This is a genomic window from Rhodococcus cercidiphylli (assembly GCF_033042225.1).
In the GTDB taxonomy this organism is placed as follows: domain Bacteria; phylum Actinomycetota; class Actinomycetes; order Mycobacteriales; family Mycobacteriaceae; genus Rhodococcoides.
In genome coordinates, this window is the sequence record NZ_JAWLKE010000005.1 from 1 (window position 1) to 20,346 (window position 20,346).

Consider the following 20,346-nt stretch of genomic DNA (forward strand, 5'->3'; position numbering starts at 1 on the left):
ATCGAATGCTTTCACCAAAACAAAATATTTCGGCACTGACATTCATCGACACACTGTTGAGTTCTCAAAGAACACGCGCACACCATTCACCTTCGAGCTGAAGCTCGTGGATGTCCGGGGCAACCGTTCCAGTTTAGATCAGATGATCAAGCGCAGTCAAACTGGCTTCACATCCGTGAAGAAGTCGAACCTTTCGGCTTTGACATCTTCATGGTGTCGGAAGCGAACTCCGCGTTGCTCAGGCCTTGCGGTCTGGGCTGGCGTCCGTGTCGCTCTGACCTGGACAAAGTTACGCCCCGGATAACAACGCGTCAAATCCCCAGGTCGTTCACGCGTGAATCACGTGAACGGCCTGGTCGCAACCGGTCACTTACCCACCTGACGGGCGTCGTAACCAAATTACATGGATGTGACTCCGCCCACTGACTACAACTGAAAACTCAGTCCGCGATTCGGGCGCCTGCGAAGTTCCGCTTTCCGCGTCGGACCACCAACCACCGGCCGTGCAGGAGATCGTCTGCACCGGGCGTCCATTCTTCGTCGGAAATCTTGACGTTGTTGACCGATGCGCCGCCCTCCTTGACTGCGCGTCGGGCAGCGCCCTTGCTCTCGCTCAACCCCGTAGCGACGAGCAGATCGACGATGGTGTTCGGTGCACCGGCCTCGATGTCGGCCACAGACGCTTCCTGTAGCGCGGCGGCGAGCGTCTTCTCGTCGAGTTCGGTCAGTTCGGCCCGCCCGAAGAGCGCCTGGCTGGCCAGTTCGACCGAGCGAGTCGCTGCTTCGCCGTGGACGAGCGTGGTCATCTCGGCGGCCAGGCGCTTCTGCGCCTCACGCGCGTGCGGACGCTCGGTGGTCGCCGTCTCGAGTTCTGCCAACTCGTCCTTCGACAGGAAGGTGAACCAGCGCAGGTACTTCACCACGTCTGCGTCACCGGTGTTCACGAAGTACTGGTACCAGGCGTACGGGCTCGTCATCTCCGGGTCGAGCCACAGGCTGCCGCCTCCGGTGGATTTGCCGAATTTCTTGCCGTCGGCGGAGGTGACCAACGGAACCGTCATGGCGTGCACCGACTCGGCGTCCTGGCGCCGGTTCAGCTCCACCCCGGCGATGATGTTTCCCCATTGGTCGGAGCCGCCGATCTGAAGACTGCAGCCGTATTGCCTGCGGAGCTGCACGTAGTCGTTCGCCTGCAACAGCATGTAGCTGAACTCGGTGTACGACATTCCGTCGCTCTCGAGCCTGTTCTTCACCGTCTCGCGAGCAAGCATGACGTTGATCGAGAAGTGCTTACCGATGTCGCGAAGGAAATCGATCGCGGACAGCTCCCCCGTCCACGACAGATTGTTCACCACCACTGCACCCGTCGGGCTCTCGTCCAGGTCGACGAACCGTTCGAGCTGACCACGGATACGCGAGGCCCACTCGGTGACGACCTCGGGGGAATTCATGGTGCGCTCCCCTACATCGCGAGGGTCACCGATGAGTCCCGTCGCACCTCCGGCGAGGATGATCGGGCGATGGCCGGCCCGCTGGAAACGCTTGAGCGCCAGCAACGGCACGAGGTGCCCTGCGTGCAGCGAGGGACCTGTCGGATCGAAACCGGAGTACAGCGTGATCGGGCCCTCGGACGTAGCCTTCTTCAGCGCGTCCACATCGGTGGACTGTGCGATCAGTCCACGCCAGGTCATTTCGTCGATGATGTTCTCACTCACGACGTCGATCCTCCCGTATGGACGCATCCAGGCGTCGGTCAGGCCTCCGAGCCACCGGGAGCGGCGGCGCGGGGACTGCGTTTGTAGCTCGACACCGCCTGCGACCCGAGCATCCAGAAGCGCCACGGACGATCGGCCGCCGAACTCACCCCTACCCGTGGGCCGGATGCAACGGCCTTCTCGTTCAACGGGCGCTCAAGTAGTTCGAGGGTGACCGCCGACGACGCGTCGAACACGTCCGATCCGTTGTCCGCCAGCGAGACGCCAAGGGCTCGACCGAGATTTCCGGGCCCGCGGGCCCAACCGGCCTCGACCCGTGCGGTCCGTGGACCGCGGCCGGCGCGCCTGGTCTCGACGATGTGGTGACCGGCCACCACTTCACCCGCTCGAAGCAACACCGCAGCGGCCGTACCGTCCGGGCCGCAACTCACGTTCACACAAAGATGCATTCCGTAGCTCAGGTAGACGTACAGACGCCCCGCAGGACCGAACATCACCTGGTTACGAGGGGTCGGGCCCCGGAAGGAATGCGCGGCCGGATCCGGCCATGGACCATCGAGTGGACCACCGTAGGCCTCGACTTCCACGATGCGCACCGACACGTCGCCCACGGTGACGGTTCCGCCGAGGATGCGTCGGGCTGCGGCGTCGGGTTCCCCGATCTCCAAGTCAGCGACATTCATCGATCCCATGATGCTTCGCCCTTGACCACCGTGCGCCGACGGGGCTATGACTTCGACATCCGACAAGTCTGGAGGCCGCTATGGCGTTCACCGGTGAACACGCCGTCGAGATCACAGGGCTGACGGTTCGCCGCGGCAAGCGAACGGTGCTGAACAATCTGTCCCTGACAATCCCCCGTGGTGTCATCACCGGACTTCTCGGTCCATCGGGCTGCGGTAAGACGACTTTGATGCGATCGATCGTCGGCACTCAGATCGTCAGCAGCGGAACCGTGACAGTACTCGGATCGCCGGCCGGCTCGGCACCGTTGCGCCGCACAGTCGGGTACGTGACCCAGGCACCGAGCGTCTACCGAGATCTCACCGTTCGCGAGAACGTGCAGTACTTCGGGTCGCTGTACGGTCGCCGGCGCGCGGACGTCGCGTCCGCCATCGAGACCGTCGGACTGGCCGACCACGCGTCGTCACGGGCGGGCGAGCTCTCCGGCGGCCAATTGGGGCGGGTCTCCCTGGCCAGCGCGCTGGTTGCCGAACCCGAGCTGATCGTCCTCGACGAACCGACGGTCGGCTTGGATCCCGTGCTGCGCTCCGAGCTGTGGTCGCGTTTCGCCGATATCGCGGCAAGCGGCACAACGGTGCTGGTCTCGAGCCACGTGATGGAAGAGGCGGAGCACTGCAGCCGTCTCGTTCTGATGCGCGACGGCACCGTTCTCGCCCACTCGAGCCCGAACGCGCTACTCGCGCGCACGAACGAAACGACCCTCGATCGCGCATTCCTGTCCCTCATCAGATCTACCGAGGAGACATCGTGAACGCGCGGATCTACGCAGCCGGCACGGGCCGCATCCTGCGACAGCTACGAGCAGACCATCGATCGGTGGCCATGGTGCTGCTCGTTCCGTCCCTGCTGATGGTGTTGCTCTACTTCCTGTACCGAGATGTGCCGACCCCGCCTGATCAGCAGTCGTTGTTCGATCGGATCGCCATCACGATGCTCGGCATCCTGCCGTTCGTCGTCATGTTCCTGATCACGTCGATCTCGATGCAGCGTGAACGCTCCTCGGGAACGCTCGAACGCCTGCTGACGACTCCGATGTCCAAACTGGATCTGCTCGCGAGCTACGGGTCCGCGTTCTCGCTGGCCGCCATCGGACAGGCGGTACTCGCATGCACCGTCGCGTTCGGATTTCTCGGGCTCGACATCGAGGGCTCGGTAGGTTGGGTGCTGGTGATCGCAGTCCTGGGAGCGATGCTCGGGGTCGCCATCGGACTGCTGTGCAGCGCATTCGCTCGCACCGAGTTCCAAGCCGTCCAGTTCATGCCGGTGGTCGTGATTCCACAGCTGTTTTTGTGCGGACTCCTGGTGCCGCGCGACCAGATGCCGAACTGGCTGAGCACGATCAGCGATGTCCTGCCGCTGAGCTACCTGGTCGACGCGCTCCAGGAGATATCCAGGTACCCCGGAGTCACCGGGCGCATGTGGACCGACATCGCCGTGGTCACGGCGTTCACCGTCGCCGCGCTGAGCGGAGCCGCCGCGACATTGCGTCGACGAACCCAGTAGTCGACGACCCCTGTAGTCGACGAACCCTGTAGTCGACGAACCCGGCGCGCGGCCGAGAGTTCTAGGACGTGGCGCGAGCCAGGATCGACTCGTGCTCGGCGTCGTCGACATCGCGGGCGTCGTCGGCGAGCAACACCGGGATGCCGTTCTCGATCGGATATGCACGCCGCAGTCGCGGGTTGTAGAGCAGTTCCCCTTCGATCAACAGCAGCGGGCCCTTGTCCACCGGGCACGCGAGTATGGAAAGCAGTGTCGAATCGATTGCCACAGGTGTCCTTTGCTCTGCTCCGGTCGAACCGGAGTGGTGTACTCGCTTACGCTACCGAACCCGTATTCTTCCGTGCCGACTCGTTCCTACGACGATTTTTCGGCCGCGGCCTCGCGCCCGACGAACCGTTCGGCCACAACAGCTTTCGTCAATCGACGGTAGCTGTTCGACTCGGAGTCGTAGAACCACGAACGTGCACTCGGCGTCGGAATGCCGACCTTCTTCAACGCCGTCGCGGTCGGTCGGTACGCGCGTCCTACCGGAATTTCGGGCACCACGTGCACGATCGCCGGCCGCTCGGCCGGGAGCAGCACTCCGAGAGTGTCCGTCAATGCACGAGCGGTGATCACCGCCTCCGGTTGCAGCGAGATGGCGCAGACGGCCACCTCGGTGGCCGAAGCCTCGACGCGCACCGATCGTGGCCGATCGGATGTCACCCGCACTCCGTAGACCACGGCCGAATCGACCTGATCCAGGTCACCTACCGCATCGACGATCGGCTGGGTGTACACCGGACCGCACGCCGAGCGCACCACGGTGTCCTTGCGGTCGACGAGCCAGTAATCGCCGTCGGAATCGCGACGGAAGAGGTTCTCGGTGGGGATCCAGGCATCCGTGGGCTCGAATACTCCACGCATGACATGGCTGGTCGCTTCGCCGTCCCCGCTCGGTCGGCCGAGGAGTAGCCCGATCTCGTCGTCACGGCACTGCCGGACGAAACCGTCGTCGTCCTCTTCGAGACGGCCGGTGATCGGGTCGTAGGCCGCCAACGCAACCCGTGCACTGCCCGGCAGCGGACGTCCCTTGGAGCCGATCTTCGAGCCGGCCACATTGGCCAGGATCACGTCGTTCTCGGTGGATGCGTAGAACTCGAGCACCCGAGCCGGGCTGAACCGCGCCAGCGTGCGACGCCACAGCCCCACCGGCATACCGGAGCCGATGAACAGGCGCACCGGGTGGCCGGAGTCGACCGGGAACCGGCCGTCGTCGAGGATCTGCCGCATCATCGTCCAGGTGTAGCTCACGACGGTGACGCCGTAGCGGTACACCTCTTCGCTGAACCGCTCGGGCTCGAGACCACGGGAGAGCGCGATGCGTGACCCGCCCGCAAGCGCACCACCGATCGTGACGAGAATCCCGGCCGAATGATGTAGGGGGGCAAGGCAATAGACAGTATCTCCGGGTCCGAGCGCGGCCGTCGTCGCGGTTCCGAACGCAGACAACGCCCAGCGATGATTGGTGATGTATCTCGGTTCGAGACCGCGATCTGTGGTCGTGAACAGGATCATCGCCAGTTCGCGGGCACGACCCGGATCCGGCTCGTACCACTGAGGCAGACGCACCGCGTCGGGATCGATGGCCTCGAGATCGACCACCTCGTAGCCTGACGGGATGTCGAGGCGCCGAGTCTCACCGCCGCCGAGCACCAGGACGTTCGGTGCCACCGGGACCGCCGCCGCAGCGTTCTCCGGATCGGCGATCACCGTGTCGACGTCGACGGTTCGCAGGGCTGCGGTCAGGTCGCTGCCCGGCTGCAGCAGAACAGGTACGGCCCCGATCCGCGAGAGCGCCGCCATCGCGGCCAACGCGCTCGGACGAGTCTCCATCAACACACCGATGCGCGACGCAGGTCGCACGCCGACACTGATCAATCCGCGCACCACATTGTCGATGCGGACGTTGACCGCATCGTAGGTGTGCACTCGGTCGTCGAACAGGAAGCACTCGCCGTTCGGAGACTTACGTCCCTGCTCGGCGATCAAGCGCCCCAACGACACTCGACTGTGCGGCTGCATCTGCCCGAGGCGGGCGAGCCTCGGCAACGTACGCACGGCCTCGGACGAGATTTCGCGGGTTCCGCGCACCGCGCCGGTCGCCGCCGACGCCAGCCCGCGGCCGACACCGACGCCGACCTCGGCGATGGAGGCAGCGGTGTGGATCAGTCGATTGGTGATCGACACACCGCTTTCGGAATCGCCGTGGTCCTCGCGCTCCATCACACGGACCGCCTCCGGCTTCGGTCCGAGATCCTCGCGCCACCGTATCCAGTTTCCCGTCGTCGGCCAGGTCTGTGCAGCCGCTGTACTTCCGACAACCAGTCCAAAATGGCCTGCGCGCAAGGTGGTTTCGAATACCTGGGCACGCGGGGCAGCGCGCTGGATGCCGCGCACGGCCAACGGTTGACCGATGTCGTCGACTTCGCCGACGAAGGCGAGCACGGGCACCGTGAGTTCGGCCAGAGTCAGCAATCTGTCCTTGATGACGAAACCGCCGGTCATCATGCGGTTGTGGACGACGAACTGCTTCAGCAACTCCGCAACGGCCGGGCCGGACCACGCCACCCACCCGTCCATCGCCAGAAAGCGACGCTGCGGCTCGCGTGGGAGCAGCGCCTCACGATCGTGCAATTGCCGCAGGAAATCCAAGCGCGACCGCACGGTCTTCGCCGGATCGAGCAACTGGAATCCCGTCCGCGCCATCCACCCCGACACAGCGAGCCGAGTGAACACGTGATCGGCGAGGAACTCCGCTCCCCGCGTCGCCACGCCTGCCGGAATCCCGAGCGGCAGACCGGCAAGCGTGTCGACCGGAGCTCCGAACGTGATGAGGCTGGCCAGATTTCGGCCACCTCGGTAGGCGGCCGCCTGGTAGCAGAACATGCCGCCCTGGGAGTAGCCACCCAGGTGGACGTCGCGACCGGTGTGCTCGTGCACCTTGTCGACGACCTCGCTGATCGCCACGACGTGATCAGCGAGCGTACGGCCCCATCCACCCTCTTCGGTATCGGGTGACCCGAAATCGACAACCCACGGATCCAGACCCATGCCGTGCAGAATTCCGGCCGCACCTTGGTCGGTGGTGACGTCGTAGACGTCCGCGGAGACCATCATCGGCGGAATGAGCACCACCGGAGGACTGTCCGCGGGCACATCGTCGGGGAAATACCGCCGAAGCCGATACATCGGCTCGCGATCCATCACCCGAAACGGCGACGGATCCACCTCGGTTTCGAGCCCACCCAGACGAATGACCTCGAGACCGTTCTGGGCTGTGGCGATGGCACGCCGCAGTGGTCCACGTACGGCATCTGCATTCAGTCCCACCAATACACTCCTGCGTTCGGCCCGACGGAACGACCGGCATCGGTCTTCGCGTGACGAAAGCTTCTCACATCACACTCGAGGAAACCGGCGTGGATATCGATTGCCCTCTCAGTGCCGCAACACCGGTTCCTCAGCCCATGCACGCAGGGTCGCGGCAGTCGCCCGCACGCCCCCGAGCTGATGAGCAACCTGCACGGCCGCCGTCCCACCGCGGGCATCGCGCGACGAGATCGAGCCCTCCACCGTGAGCACCTCACGAACGTCGGGAGTGAGTGCCGGATCGATCGCGGCGAGTTCCTCATCGGTCAGATCCACCAGCCCGACGCCTCGCGCCTCGGCCGCCCGAACGCAGGCACCCGCGGCCTCGTGGGCAACCCGGAACGCGATCCCCTGCCGCACCATCCACTCGGCGATGTCGGTGGCAAGAGTGAACCCGGCCGGTGCCAGCTCGGCCATGCGTTCGGTGTGGAATTCGAGTGTCGCCGTCAACCCGGTGAGCGCCGGGAGCAACAACTCGAGCTGCGCGACCGAATCGAACACCGGCTCCTTGTCTTCCTGGAGATCACGGTTGTAGGCCAACGGTTGCGCCTTCAGCGTGGCCAGCAGGCCGGTCAGATTACCGATCAAGCGGCCGGTCTTTCCGCGAGTCAACTCCGCGACGTCCGGATTCTTCTTCTGCGGCATGATCGAGCTGCCGGTCGACCACGCATCGGCCAGCGTCACGTAGCCGTACTCGGGAGTGCTCCACGAGATGACCTCCTCGGCGAATCGCGACAGATCCACCGCCGTCATCGCCAACACGAAGGCCGCCTCGGCGGCGAAGTCGCGCGAAGACGTGGCGTCGATCGAGTTCTCGGCGGACGAGTCGAACCCGAGCTCGGCAGCGATCTTCTCCGGACTCAGCCCCAACGACGAACCGGCGAGAGCACCGGAACCGTACGGCGACACCGCTGCTCGCGTGTCGAAATCCGCGAAGCGCTGCACATCGCGCAACAACGGATGGGTGTGCGCGAGCAGATGATGCGCAAGCAACACCGGCTGCGCGGCCTGCGAATGCGTCTTGCCCGGCATGACGGCCGTGGGATGCGCCGCAGCCTGGGTGGCCAACGCGTCGACCACATCGAGAACGCCCGCCGACACCCGGCGGACGGCGTCGCGCAGCCACATGCGGAACAGCGTGGCCACCTGATCGTTACGCGACCGGCCCGCACGCAGCCGGCCACCGACCTCGGGTCCGACCCGGTCGATCAAACCGCGCTCGAGGGCACCGTGCACGTCCTCGTCCGATTCGGCTGCCACGAATTCACCGGAGGCGACGTCATCGGCGAGTCGCTGCAAACCGTCGAGCATGGTCTCGAGGTCCTGCGGGGTGAGCAGTCCGGCACCGTTCAGCACTCGGGCGTGCGCCATGGATGCGCGGATGTCGTACGGCGCGAGGACCCAGTCGAAGTGCGTCGACTTGCTCAACGCTGCCATGGCGGCGGCCGGCCCCGATGCGAATCTGCCGCCCCAGAGCGAACCTTCGTTGGTTCCGTGTGCGGTCTCCGAATTCGTCACAGGCCCAGGTCCCTCTTCGCGGCGATCTTCGACGACAGTCCGTGCAGCTGAACGAATCCCTTGGCCGCGGACTGGTCGAACGTATCGCCCTCGTCGTAGGTGGCAAGGTTGAAGTCGTACAGCGACTCGCCACTGCGCCGTCCGTTGACGATGATCCCGCCCGCGTGCAGAACCAGGCGAATATCGCCGGAGACGTGCTCCTGCGTGTGCTCCACGAACGTGTCGAGAGCACCCTTGAGCGGGGAGTACCACAGGCCGTCGTACACCAGCTCGGCCCACTTCTGGTCGGTGTGGCGCTTGTAGCGACCGAGTTCGCGCTCGAGGGTCACGTGCTCGAGCTCCTCGTGGGCGCGGATGAGCACCATGGCACCGGGTGCCTCGTAGATCTCGCGACTCTTGATGCCGACGAGCCGATCCTCGACCACGTCCAACCGGCCGACACCCTGCGCTCCGGCACGAGTGTTGAGCTCCTGGATCGCTTCGAGCACCGAGACCGGGCGACCGTCGATCGCGACCGGGCGACCCTTGTCGAACGAGACGATCAGTTCGTCCGGAGCCTGGAAGTTGACCGTCGGATCCTCGGTGTAGTCGTAGACGTCCTTGGTCGGCGCGTTCCACAGGTCCTCGAGGAAGCCGGTCTCCACCGCGCGCCCCCACACGTTCTGGTCGATCGAGAACGGCGACTTGGTGGTCACGTTGATCGGGATGTCGTTCTCCTCGGCGAACTTGATCGCCTTCTCGCGCGTCCACGCGTAGTCGCGAACCGGTGCCAACACCTCGAGCTCGGGGGCGAGGGTGTTGAAGCCGACCTCGAAGCGAACCTGGTCGTTGCCCTTGCCCGTGCACCCGTGTGCGACAACGGTTCCGCCGTGCGCCCGCGCGTTCTCCACGAGGTGCTTGACGATGAGCGGACGACTGATCGCCGACACGAGGGGATACCGATCCATGTACAGCGCGTTGGACTGCACCGTCGGCAAGCAGTACTCGTCGGCGAACTCGTTCCTGGCATCGACGACGACGGATTCGACTGCGCCGCAATCGAGTGCGCGTTGGCGCACGACGTCAATGTCCTCGCCGCCCTGCCCCAGATCGATGGCGACGGCAACGACCTCCTTGCCGGTCTCCCTGCCGATCCAGCTGATGGCGACGGAGGTGTCGAGTCCGCCGGAGTAGGCGAGGATGACGCGTTCGGCCATGGTGTTCAAGCTCCTTCGTTGTTCTTGATGCGCATGATGGGTAACCGGATCTCAGTTACCGCGTCGAGCAAGCTTTTCGATCTTGTCCGCGACCTCGCCACCGGTATGTGGCTCGCGGGCGATCAACAGAATCGTGTCGTCACCGGCGATGGTCCCGACGATCTCCGGCATCGCAGCACGATCCAGAGCGCTGGCCAGGTAGTGCGCCGCGCCCGGTGGCGTGCGGAGGACGGTCTGGTTCCCGCTGTGGTCGGTGGACACCAACAACTCCCCCAGCAACTTCAGGAGGCGGTCGGTGCCGCCGGACACTCCCCGGACCGGGCTGCCGTCCTCGGGCACGACGTACACCCCCACTCCACCGTCCGGCGCGCGCAGTTTCACGGCACCCAGTTCCTCGAGGTCCCGCGAGAGAGTGGCCTGAGTGGTGTCGATCCCCTCGGCTGCGAGCAACGACGCCAGCTGCGGTTGACTGCGCACCTGATGGGTGGCCAGCAACGCGATGATCCGTGCCTGCCTGCCCGCGCGGGTCGACGCGGTCAACGGCACCGCAGTGACGTCCTCGCTCATGGTCGTCGGGCCTGTTCGAGGAGCCACACCAGCAGTGCCTTCTGCGCGTGCAGGCGGTTCTCGGCCTCGTCCCAGACAACACTCTGGGGACCGTCGAGCACCTCGTCGGTGATCTCCTCGCCGCGATGTGCAGGTAGGCAGTGCAGCACGACGGCGTCCGACTGGGCCTTCGAGAGCAGGTCCGAATCGATTCGATACGGCCGGAACGGGGCGACGCGATCGAGACCGTCGTTCTCCTGGCCCATCGACGTCCAGGTGTCGGTGACGAGCGCGTCGGCACCGGCGGCGGCCTCGACCGGGTCCTCGGTGATGGTGATGGTGGCCCCGGTTTCCTCGGCACGCGCATGCGCCGCGTCGAGAACGTAACCGAGCGGGGCAAATTCCTTGGGCGCAGCGATCCGCACGTTCAGCCCGGCCGTCACTCCGCCGATGAGCAGCGAGTGCGCCATGTTGTTGGCACCGTCACCGAAGTAGGCCAAGGTGCGCCCCTGCAGATTTCCTTTGTGCTCGATCAGGGTCTGCAGATCCGCCAGAACCTGGCACGGGTGGAACTCGTTGGAGAGGGCGTTGACGATCGGAATCGTTGCGCCGGTCGCCATCTGCTCGAGCCGCTTCTGCCCGAACGTGCGCCACACGACCGCCTCGACATAGCGCGAGAGAACCCGCCCCGTGTCCTGCAGCGTCTCCTCGCGACCCAACTGGGTGTCGCGGCCCGTCACCACCACGGCATGACCACCCAACTGCGCGATGCCCATCTCGAACGAGAAGCGGGTCCGTGTCGAGTTCTTCTCGAAAATGACGCCAACTCCCTTGGGGCCCTCGAGCGGACGCTTCGAGAACGGAGCACGCTTGAGTTCGGCTGCCAAAGCGAGGATTTCACCCTGCTGCGCGGGCGTGATGTCGTCGTCCCGGAGGAAATGCTGAACGGTCATGGCTGATGAGCCTCCTGTGCTGCGTCGAGAATTGCCGGTAACGCCGTCACGAACGACGCGGCTTGCTCTTCGGTGATGATCAACGGTGGTGCGAGCCGAAGCACGTCGGGCTGGGCCGCGTTGAGGAGGAAGCCTGCCTCGCGCGCGGCGGCTTCGGCCGCCGGTGCGACGGCGTCGGTGAGTACCACCCCGAGGAGAAGGCCCGAACCCCGAACATGGCTCACCAGAGGGTGATCCAGATTCTCTATGGAGTGTGCGATGGTCTTGCCTATGCTGTCGGCGTGCGAGAGCAGGTCCTCGTCGGCGATGGTGCGCAGAACGGCCAGAGCCGCCGCCGCGCATACGGGGTTACCACCGAACGTGGTGCCGTGCTTGCCCGGATGCAGCAACTCCCCCGCCGCTCCGATGCCGATGCAGGCCCCGATGGGCAGGCCGCCGCCCAGACCCTTGGCGAGCGTGATGACGTCGGGCACGATGCCGACCGACTGGTGAGCGTAGAACCAGCCCGTTCGGCCGATACCGGTCTGCACCTCGTCCAGGACCAGCAGTGCGCCGTGCTTCGCAGTGATCTCACGGGCGGCGAGAAGATATCCCTCCGGCGGAACCACCACGCCTCCCTCACCCATGATGGGTTCGAGAAACACTGCGGCAGTGTCCGAATCGACGGCAGCTTCCAGCGCGGCCACATCGCCGTACGGAACGTGGTGCACGCCGGCAGGCATCGGCTCGAACGGGATCCGCTTGTCCGGCTGACCGGTCAGAGCGAGAGCGCCCATCGTCCGTCCGTGAAACGACTTCTCCGCCGCCACGATGTTGGGACGGCCGGTCAGGCGAGCGATCTTGAACGCCGCCTCGTTGGCCTCGGTTCCCGAGTTGCACAGGAACACCCGACCGGTGGCCCCGGCACCGAGCTGCGCGAGCAATTGCTCGGCCAACGCGATACCGGGTTCTGTCGCATACAGATTCGAAGTGTGCCCGAGGGTGGACAGCTGAGTGGTGACCGCCTCGATCACCGCCGGGTGCGCATGTCCGAGGATGTTCACGGCGATACCCGCGAGCAGGTCCAGATACTGCTTTCCGTCGGCGTCGGTCACCACCGCGCCCTCGCCGCGGACGAGCGCCACGCGCGGAACACCGTAGTTGTCCATCAACGAATTCGACCACCGCTGTTGCAGATCGAGGGTTGACTCGGTGCCGGTCATGGCGTGACTCCTGACGTGGAAGAGTGATCGGGGGTGACCATGGTGCCGATTCCCTCACCGGTGAACAGCTCCACCAGCACGGAATGTTCGACGCGACCGTCGATGACATGAGCCGACGGAACACCGGCTCGAACCGCCCGCAGGCACGCTTCCATCTTCGGCACCATCCCGGCGTCGAGTGAGGGCAGCAGGGCCTCGAGCGTGGACGCGTCGATCTCGGAGGTCAACGAGCTGCGATCGGGCCAATCCGTGTACAGGCCTTCGACATCGGTGAGCACCACCATCTTCTCGGCACGGAGGGCACTGGCGAGCGCCGCTGCCGCAGTGTCGGCGTTGATGTTGTGGACGACGCCGTCGCGGTCGGGCGCGATGGTGGACACCACCGGAATGCGTCCTGCGGCAATGAGATCGAAGACCGCGGCAGGATCAACCGACGTGACGTCGCCGACGAGACCGATGTCGGTCTCGGTGCCGTCGACCAGCACGGTGCGACGCGTCGCGGTGAACAGGTGCGCATCCTCACCGGAAATTCCGACGGCATACGGACCGTGACCGTTGATCAGGCCGACGAGCTCGCGCCCGACCTGACCGAACAGCACCATCCGCGCGACGTCCATGACCTCGGGGGTGGTGACGCGGAATCCGCCGCGGAATTCACCGGCCAGGCCGAGTCTGGTCAGCATGGCCGAGATCTGCGGCCCACCGCCGTGAACGACGACCGGATGGATTCCGACGGTGCGCAGAAACACCATGTCGGCCGCGAACGCCCGCTTCAGATTCTCGTCGATCATGGCATTTCCGCCGTACTTCACGACGACGACCTTGCCCGAGAATCGCTGCAGCCAGGGCAGAGCCTCGGCGAGCGTGAAGGCCTTCTGCGCGGCCGTCAACTGCAGTGCGGCCGAGGTCATGACGAGTACGCCGAATTCTCTTCGACGTACGCGTGCGAGAGATCGGTGGTTCGGATGGTGGCAGACCCTGCGCCGAGACCGAGATCTATGGTCACCGAGATGTCGACGCCGGACAGATCGACCTCCCGAGCTCCCGGCGCTCCCACGCCGTCGATGCACACCGGATTTCCGTTGAAGGACACGGCAATTCGATCCGGATCGAGCTCGATCGGGGCGATACCGATTGCCGCGAGCACCCGGCCCCAGTTGGGATCGGACCCGAAGAGGGCCGTCTTGGTCAGGGAGTCCCTGGCGACCGCGCGAGCGCCGATCAGGGCGTCGTCCTCGCTCATCGCGCCCGACACGGTGATCCGCACCCGCTTGGTCACGCCCTCCGCGTCGGCCATCATCTGGTCGGCCAGGTCGTCGCACACCGCCAGGACCGCGGCGTCGAGTTCTTCCTGCGACGGTGCCACTCCGCTGGCCCCGGACGAGAGCAGCAGCACGGTGTCGTTCGTCGAGGACGCGCCGTCGACGTCGAGCCGGTCGTACGACATCCGGGTCGCCGCGCGCAGTGCCTTGTCCAGCTGGTCCGCGGTGGCGACAGCATCGGTGGTGATGACGCTGAGCATCGTGGCCAACGACGGTGCCAGCATGCCTGCACCCTTGGCCATGCCGCCGACGTTCCATTTGTCGGCATGATGAACGGCTGCCTGCTTGGGCAAGGTGTCGGTGGTCATGATCGCGTACGCCGCATCGGTACCACCCGAAATTCCGCCCGCGAGCTCGTGCACCACCTCGGTCACACCGGGCAGCAGCTTGTCCATCGGGAGCCGGTCACCGATGAGACCCGTCGAGCAGACGGCGACCTCGATCGCTCCGGTCTCGGAACCCCAATTGCTCAGTGCGGACGCCACTTCCTCGGCTGTACGGTGCGAGTCCTGAAAGCCCGGCGCACCGGTGCAGGCATTGGCACCACCGGAATTGAGGATGACCGCGCGCAGCCGTCCGGTGGAGAGCACCTGCTGCGACCACAACACCGGCGCAGCCTTGACCTTGTTGCGGGTGAACACACCCGCCGCAGCGAAATCGGGACCCTCGTTGAACACCAAGGCCAGATCGGACTTGCCACTCGCCTTGATTCCGGCCGGAATACCGGCAGCGCGGAAACCTGCAGGACAGGTGACACCCTGCGTGCGCACGAGCTTGCCCGCAATCATGCCGACGGCCTCCGCCTGGCTCCCGACGCTGCTCATGGTGCTACTCCTACGGTAGAGAGACCCTCGGTCTCGGTAATTCCCAGTGCAAGATTCATGGATTGGACGGCGGCTCCTGCCGTGCCCTTGGCCAGGTTGTCGATGGCCGCGATCACGACGAGCAAACCGGCGTCCGCATCGACCGACACGCTCATCTGCACGGCGTTCGACCCGATGACCGAGCCGGTCTGCGGAAGGCGACCGGCCGGAAGCACGTGCACGAACGGCTCTGCGGCATAGGCCTTCTCGTAGACCTCGACGGCCTGCGCCTGCGTGGCGGTGGTGATCGCGGTGCAGGTGGCCAGGATTCCGCGGGGCATCGGTGCGAGAACCGGCGTGAAGGACACCGCAACAGCGCTACCGGCGAGCGCCGAGAGGTTCTGCACGATCTCGGGAGTGTGGCGGTGTGCGCCCGCAACCGCGTACGCCCGAACCGAACCCATCACCTCCGAACCGAGAAGATCGGCCTTCGGAGCGCGGCCGGCACCCGAAGTACCGCTGACAGCAACGATATTGACGCGGGGCTCGATGATGCCTGCGGCGACAGCGGGTGCGAGCGCGAGCGACGACACCGTCGGGTAACACCCGGGAACGGCGATACGAGTGGCACCGACCAATCGCTCACGGCAGCCCGGCAACTCCGGCAAGCCGTACGGCCAACTGCCCGCGTGCGGACTCTTGTAGTACTTCTCCCACGCCGCACCGTCGGTGAGGCGGAAGTCGGCCCCGCAATCGATGATCACCACGGACTCGGGCAGCTGCAGCGCGAGTTCGGCGGACTTGCCGTGCGGGAGCCCCAGGAACACGACGTCGTGACCCGCGAGCTCGTCGACGATGGTCGGGGCGAGAACGCGGTCTGCGAGAGGCAACAGATGGGGATGGAATTCACCCAGCGTCGCACCGGCATTGCCGCCCGCGGTCAGAGTGCCGATGACCAACGAACCGTCGCGCACTCCCGGGTGCCCGAGCAGCAATCGGAGAATCTCACCGCCGGCGTACCCACTTGCGCCCGCCACCGCGATGCGCCTCGGCGTGGCCTCCGAAATAGTCATGCGGTTTATTATGCAGCATCATGCAAGCTCATTCATGAATGGGTCCGGTGTGTCAGCGTCCACCCATGGACTTGCGGATCTCGTCGAGCTTCCTCCGGCCGGCGTCCTGCCGTTCGTTCCACTGCTCGTCGAGGTCACGGCCCGCCCTGGACTCTCGGTCCAGTTCCTCCGCGCCGACGGCTGTACCCGATCGCTGTTCGACCTTGTCGCGTACACCGTCCCACGTGGGCACCCCCGAATCGGTGAAGTCACCGATCGGCGCGCTCGCCGCACCGGCACCGTACCCGCTACCGATGGGCTGGTCCTCGACCAGCTCCGCATCGATGATCCCCGGTACCGTGCCGCCGAGCGGAGCCCCCGGTGGTGGATCACCGAGCGGCTGGTCGATCCGCGGCTTGGTCACCTGCGGAACGTCGACATCGGGAACAGTCCCGGGTGGTGCGCCGCGATCGGGTCCAGTGGATTCGGGCTCAGCATTGCGCAACTCGGCCGCCAGCGCCGATGCGGCTGCCGCTACCGGGGCCAACCGGGACCGACCGGCCACTGCAGCCAGGATCTCCTCGATCACCTGAAGATCCGTCGCCGCACCGTCTGTTCCGAATTCTCTCATGCGCTGCTCCCGTCACCCGTCGTACTCGTGACTCCACGCTACGGACACACGAGCCCGGGTGTGCACGGATCAACTGCGCAACTGCGCTGGTTCAACTGCGCAGCTGCGCGCCGACGGCCTTCGATGCCGCGTCGACCGCCGCATCGCGGGCAGCCGTTGCCTGATCCTCGGTCAAGGTGCCGTCGGCACCTCGGAACCGCAGCGCGAACGCCAGCGACTTGCGACCCTCGCCGACCTGTTCACCCTCGTAGACGTCGAACAGTCGAATCGACTCGAGCAGGTCGCCACCGCCGATCGTGAGCGCGGCTTCCACCGACGCCGCAGGTACGGACGCGTCGACCACCACTGCCACGTCCTGCAGCACCGCCGGATACGGCGACACCTCGGGGGCAGGGAGCGACTCGACGACGGGAAGAGCGCTCAAACTCAACTCCACGGCACACGTACGCGGCGGCAGGCCCGCCCGCTCGAGCACGGCCGGATGCAGCTCGCCCGCGTATCCGACGACCTCACCGTCGAGCATGACCTCCGCGCACCGACCCGGATGCCACGGAAGGTGCTGCGCCGCCCGAAGATCGACGTGCACTCCGGACGCCTCGGCAACCGTACGTACCGCAGCGAACGCATCGGCGGCCTCTGCCGCGCGGCCGGGACCCCACGGACCCGACAACTCACGCTGACCGGTCAGCACCATGCCCACGTGCACCGGCTGCGCCGGCAACGAACCACGAAGCATGGCGATCTGGTCGTCGGTGGGACGACGGTCGACCGGCAACGCGTCCACGGCTGCGGTGGCGTCGTGTCGGAGCACCACCTGGGCAATGCCGAACAGCGAGACGTCTCGCTGACCGCGCGCGATGTTCCGGCTCAGCATCTCGAGCAAACCGGGAAGCACAGTGGTCGCGAGCTCGGGACGGTCGGCCTCGAGTGGATTGAGCACCGAGGTGGTCGCGCGCCGTGTGTCGTCCGCGTCGAGACCCCACGTGTCGAACACGCCCTTGGGCAGGAACACCGGAGGCAACACCTCGACGTACCCGGAGAACGCGAGTGCCTTGCCGACGGCACGCCTGCGCTTCTGTTCGGCAGTGAGGCCACGACCTCCCGGGGCCGACGGCAGTACCGACGGGATCTGTTCGAGCCCTTCGAGCCGCAGCACCTCTTCCACCAGGTCGGCGCGCTGCACCAGATCCGGTCGCCAGGACGGCGGGGTGACGATGAGCTGGCCGTGCCCGTCGTCGTCGACCGATACCTCGACTCCGCAACCGATCTGCGTCAACCGTCGGGCAGCGGTTCCGTTGGCGTACTGCACTCCGGCGATTCGGTCCGGCAGGTCGAAGTCCATCTTGACCGTGGGATATTCGGCTGCCTCGCCGATATCGGTCAACACGGGCTCGATCCGGCCGCCGGCGATCTCGACCAACAACTGTGCGGCCCGATCGAGTGCTGCGACAGGCAGAGCCGAATCCACGGTCCGCTCGAAACGCTTGCTGGCCTCGCTGGAGAGCTTGTGGCGACGACCGGTGCGGAACACCGCGAGCGGATCGAACGATGCCGCTTCGAGCACGACCTCGGTGGTCGAGTCGTCGACTTCGGTGGACGCACCGCCCATGACACCGGCCAACGAGATCGCTCCCGAGCCGTCGGCGATGACGACGTCCTCGGCATCGAGGGAACGCTCGACGCCGTCCAGTGTGGTCAGCTTCTCCCCCGCGTTCGCGCGACGGACGACCAGATCGCCGTCGAGCTTGGCCGCATCGAATGCATGCAGCGGCTGGCCGAGTTCGTGGAGCACGTAGTTGGTGACATCGACGGCCGCCGAGATCGGGCGTACGCCTGCCAGCAGCAGTCGACGCTGCATCCACCAGGGCGTCGTCGCCGTCGGATCGATGCCGACGATCTTGCGCAACGCGAATCGCGATGCGCCGGAGTTCGGTTCGACGGTGACCGACCAGGCGTCACCGGTGACCTCGGTGGGGACCGTGCGCGCCGGATCCACGAACGGAAGGTCGAAACTGCAGGCCAGTTCGCGGGCGAGGCCGCGGACCGAGAAGGCGTAGCCGCGATCCGGGGTCACGTTGAGCTCGATGACCGAGTCCAGCAGACCGAGAACGGCTTTGGCGTCGTCGCCCGGGGCAGCCGTGCCCTCGGGCAGCACCAGAATTCCGGAGTGATCCTTACCCAACCCGAGTTCGAGCGTCGAGCAGATCATGCCGTTGGAGTTGCGGCCGTAGGTCTTGCGCGACGCGATGGCGAATCCCCCGGGCAGGACGCTGCCCGGCAGCGCGGCCACGATCAGGTCACCCTCGGCGAAGTTCCTGGCCCCGCACACGATTTCCTGTGGCTCGGCTGCTCCGACGTCCACCAGGCAGAAGCGAATCGGTTTTTTGAACTCGGTCAGCTCCTCGATGGAACTGACCCGACCGACCACGAGTGGCCCGGTCACGTTGTCCAGCGAATCGAGTTCCTCGACCTCGAACCCGACCCGCACGAAACCGGCGTCGAGCTCCTCGGGCGAGACGGCCCAGTCGGGCGTCCCCGCGTGCAGGACCTCGGTCAGCCAGGATTGTGGGACTCGCACGTGTGCTCAGCTCTTTCTTGTATCCGAGAAGAAGTGGGGCGGGTGAAGAACGTTCGTCAGGCCTGAACACCGAAGGGCAAAGTGAACCTGATGTCGCCCTCGACGATGTCGCGCATGTCCGGGATGTCGTTGCGGAACTGGAGCGTCCGCTCGAGACCCATTCCGAACGCGAATCCGGTGTAGACCTCGGGATCGATGCCACTGGCCTGCAACACCTTCGGGTTGACCATTCCGCAGCCACCCCACTCGACCCAACCGGCCCCGCCCTTCTTCTTCGGGAACCACACGTCGACCTCGGCCGACGGCTCGGTGAACGGAAAGTAGTTGGGGCGCATGCGTGTACGGGTGTCGTTGCCGAACAACGCCTTCGCGAACGCATCCAGTGTGCCGCGCAGGTGCGCCATGGTCAGGCCCTTGTCGATCGCAAGACCCTCGACCTGATGGAAGACCGGAGTGTGCGTCGTGTCGAGTTCGTCCGTGCGGAACGTCCGTCCCGGGCAGACGACGTAGATCGGAACCTCACGCGAGAGCATCGACCGGACCTGCACCGGGGAGGTATGAGTGCGCAGAACCTGACGCGAACCCTCCGGCGCGATGTGGAACGTGTCCTGCATCGTGCGTGCCGGGTGGTCGGGAAGGAAGTTCAGCGCGTCGAAATTGAAGTGTTCGGTCTCGACCTCGGGGCCTTCTTCGACCTCCCAGCCCATTCCGACGAACACGTCGGCAACCTGTTCGGCGATGATCGTGATCGGGTGCCGGGCACCGACGGGAGCTCGGTCGGTCGGCAGTGTCACGTCGATGGTTTCTGCGACCAGGATGGCGGCGTCACGCTCGGCCGACAGCACGGCGCGTCGCTCGTCGAAGGCCTTCTGCACTCGATCACGCGCTGCCTTGACGCGTTTGCCCGCGTCCGCCTTCTGGTCCCCCGGGATCGCACCGAGCGCGCGCTGCGCCAGTGCCAACGGAGCCTTGCCGCCCACGTGATCGATCTTGACCTTGGTCAGAGCATCGAGGTCCGACGCGTCGGCGAACGCCTGCTCGGCCGAGTCCACTGCTGATCCGAGCGCGGACTCCTCGAGAACGGACGGATCTACCGGCTCGGGTCCGCCATCTTTCTTCGCCACGACAGCTGCACTCCTCGAGTAATAGTCGGTGTCTGCTCAGAACAGACA

The 20,346-nt window shown here is 65.6% G+C and carries 17 protein-coding genes; 2 read left to right on the forward strand and 15 right to left on the reverse strand.

Annotated elements, in window-relative coordinates:
• Window positions 1-440 precede the first annotated feature (440 nt).
• Together tyrS and R3P95_RS13220 are read right to left on the reverse strand one after the other, a co-directional pair.
• On the reverse strand, window positions 441-1,715 hold the full coding sequence (tyrS, locus tag R3P95_RS13215; RefSeq protein ID WP_094640062.1) for a tyrosine--tRNA ligase: 1,275 nt from the start codon (window positions 1,713-1,715) through the stop codon (window positions 441-443).
• A gap of 38 nt (window positions 1,716-1,753) precedes the next feature.
• On the reverse strand, window positions 1,754-2,398 hold the full coding sequence (locus R3P95_RS13220) for a DNA-3-methyladenine glycosylase (RefSeq protein ID WP_317548549.1): 645 nt from the start codon (window positions 2,396-2,398) through the stop codon (window positions 1,754-1,756).
• 80 nt (window positions 2,399-2,478) lie between these two features.
• Between R3P95_RS13220 and R3P95_RS13225 the strand changes: the two genes are divergently transcribed.
• Window positions 2,479-3,210 carry an ABC transporter ATP-binding protein gene (locus tag R3P95_RS13225; RefSeq protein WP_317548550.1) on the forward strand — a complete coding sequence of 244 codons (732 nt, stop codon included), beginning with the start codon at window positions 2,479-2,481 and terminating at the stop codon, window positions 3,208-3,210.
• On the forward strand, window positions 3,207-3,962 hold the full coding sequence (locus tag R3P95_RS13230) for an ABC transporter permease (RefSeq protein ID WP_094640064.1): 756 nt from the start codon (window positions 3,207-3,209) through the stop codon (window positions 3,960-3,962). The genes R3P95_RS13225 and R3P95_RS13230 overlap by 4 nt, the downstream gene beginning before the upstream one ends.
• A 61-nt stretch (window positions 3,963-4,023) precedes the next feature.
• On the opposite strand, the gene R3P95_RS13235 is transcribed toward R3P95_RS13230, so the two are convergent.
• From R3P95_RS13235 to pheS, 13 genes are all read right to left on the reverse strand, one after another.
• A complete protein-coding gene (locus tag R3P95_RS13235; protein WP_037192601.1) occupies window positions 4,024-4,230 on the reverse strand; it encodes a Trm112 family protein in 207 nt (68 codons plus the stop codon).
• A gap of 86 nt (window positions 4,231-4,316) precedes the next feature.
• Window positions 4,317-7,337: an AMP-binding protein gene (locus tag R3P95_RS13240; protein WP_283347325.1), complete on the reverse strand. Its 3,021-nt coding sequence runs from the start codon at window positions 7,335-7,337 to the stop codon at window positions 4,317-4,319.
• A 105-nt stretch (window positions 7,338-7,442) separates the two neighbouring features.
• Entirely contained in the window at window positions 7,443-8,891 is a 1,449-nt protein-coding gene (gene argH, locus R3P95_RS13245) for an argininosuccinate lyase (RefSeq protein WP_317548552.1), read from the reverse strand.
• Window positions 8,888-10,087, reverse strand: coding sequence for an argininosuccinate synthase (locus tag R3P95_RS13250; RefSeq protein ID WP_317548554.1), 1,200 nt, complete (start codon window positions 10,085-10,087; stop codon window positions 8,888-8,890). Before R3P95_RS13250 ends, argH begins: the two co-directional genes overlap by 4 nt.
• 51 nt (window positions 10,088-10,138) lie before the next feature.
• A complete protein-coding gene (locus R3P95_RS13255) occupies window positions 10,139-10,654 on the reverse strand; it encodes an arginine repressor (protein ID WP_262498359.1) in 516 nt (171 codons plus the stop codon).
• On the reverse strand, window positions 10,651-11,586 hold the full coding sequence (gene argF, locus R3P95_RS13260; protein ID WP_094640068.1) for an ornithine carbamoyltransferase: 936 nt from the start codon (window positions 11,584-11,586) through the stop codon (window positions 10,651-10,653). The genes R3P95_RS13255 and argF overlap by 4 nt, the downstream gene beginning before the upstream one ends.
• Window positions 11,583-12,788 (reverse strand): acetylornithine transaminase, encoded by a 1,206-nt coding sequence (locus R3P95_RS13265; protein WP_269593973.1) that lies wholly within the window; start codon window positions 12,786-12,788, stop codon window positions 11,583-11,585. The genes argF and R3P95_RS13265 overlap by 4 nt, the downstream gene beginning before the upstream one ends.
• The gene (gene argB, locus R3P95_RS13270; RefSeq protein ID WP_317548556.1) at window positions 12,785-13,699 is read right to left on the reverse strand and encodes an acetylglutamate kinase; all 915 of its coding nucleotides are present in this window, start codon (window positions 13,697-13,699) and stop codon (window positions 12,785-12,787) included. Before argB ends, R3P95_RS13265 begins: the two co-directional genes overlap by 4 nt.
• Window positions 13,696-14,898, reverse strand: a complete 1,203-nt coding sequence (argJ, locus tag R3P95_RS13275) for a bifunctional glutamate N-acetyltransferase/amino-acid acetyltransferase ArgJ (protein ID WP_317548769.1) — start codon at window positions 14,896-14,898, stop codon at window positions 13,696-13,698. Before argJ ends, argB begins: the two co-directional genes overlap by 4 nt.
• A gap of 32 nt (window positions 14,899-14,930) precedes the next feature.
• Window positions 14,931-15,986 carry an N-acetyl-gamma-glutamyl-phosphate reductase gene (gene argC / locus R3P95_RS13280; protein ID WP_317548558.1) on the reverse strand — a complete coding sequence of 352 codons (1,056 nt, stop codon included), beginning with the start codon at window positions 15,984-15,986 and terminating at the stop codon, window positions 14,931-14,933.
• 52 nt (window positions 15,987-16,038) lie between these two features.
• Window positions 16,039-16,596, reverse strand: coding sequence for a hypothetical protein (locus tag R3P95_RS13285; protein WP_317548559.1), 558 nt, complete (start codon window positions 16,594-16,596; stop codon window positions 16,039-16,041).
• Between the two features lie 91 nt (window positions 16,597-16,687).
• Window positions 16,688-19,174, reverse strand: a complete 2,487-nt coding sequence (pheT, locus tag R3P95_RS13290; protein ID WP_317548561.1) for a phenylalanine--tRNA ligase subunit beta — start codon at window positions 19,172-19,174, stop codon at window positions 16,688-16,690.
• Between the two features lie 56 nt (window positions 19,175-19,230).
• On the reverse strand, window positions 19,231-20,298 hold the full coding sequence (pheS, locus tag R3P95_RS13295) for a phenylalanine--tRNA ligase subunit alpha (protein WP_068283211.1): 1,068 nt from the start codon (window positions 20,296-20,298) through the stop codon (window positions 19,231-19,233).
• Window positions 20,299-20,346 lie beyond the last annotated feature (48 nt).

What these genes read in the sequence shown, in the direction of transcription:
- R3P95_RS13255 (WP_262498359.1), bottom strand. Translation starts at nt 10,654, where the DNA reads ATGAGCGAGGACGTCACTGCGGTGCCGTTGACCGCGTCGACCCGCGCG.
- R3P95_RS13220 (WP_317548549.1), bottom strand. Translation starts at nt 2,398, where the DNA reads ATGAATGTCGCTGACTTGGAGATCGGGGAACCCGACGCCGCAGCCCGA.
- argC (WP_317548558.1), bottom strand. Translation starts at nt 15,986, where the DNA reads ATGACTATTTCGGAGGCCACGCCGAGGCGCATCGCGGTGGCGGGCGCA.
- argJ (WP_317548769.1), bottom strand. Translation starts at nt 14,898, where the DNA reads ATGATTGCGGGCAAGCTCGTGCGCACGCAGGGTGTCACCTGTCCTGCA.
- argB (WP_317548556.1), bottom strand. Translation starts at nt 13,699, where the DNA reads ATGACCTCGGCCGCACTGCAGTTGACGGCCGCGCAGAAGGCCTTCACG.
- R3P95_RS13250 (WP_317548554.1), bottom strand. Translation starts at nt 10,087, where the DNA reads ATGGCCGAACGCGTCATCCTCGCCTACTCCGGCGGACTCGACACCTCC.
- R3P95_RS13285 (WP_317548559.1), bottom strand. Translation starts at nt 16,596, where the DNA reads ATGAGAGAATTCGGAACAGACGGTGCGGCGACGGATCTTCAGGTGATC.
- argF (WP_094640068.1), bottom strand. Translation starts at nt 11,586, where the DNA reads ATGACCGTTCAGCATTTCCTCCGGGACGACGACATCACGCCCGCGCAG.
- R3P95_RS13225 (WP_317548550.1), top strand. Translation starts at nt 2,479, where the DNA reads ATGGCGTTCACCGGTGAACACGCCGTCGAGATCACAGGGCTGACGGTT.
- R3P95_RS13265 (WP_269593973.1), bottom strand. Translation starts at nt 12,788, where the DNA reads ATGACCGGCACCGAGTCAACCCTCGATCTGCAACAGCGGTGGTCGAAT.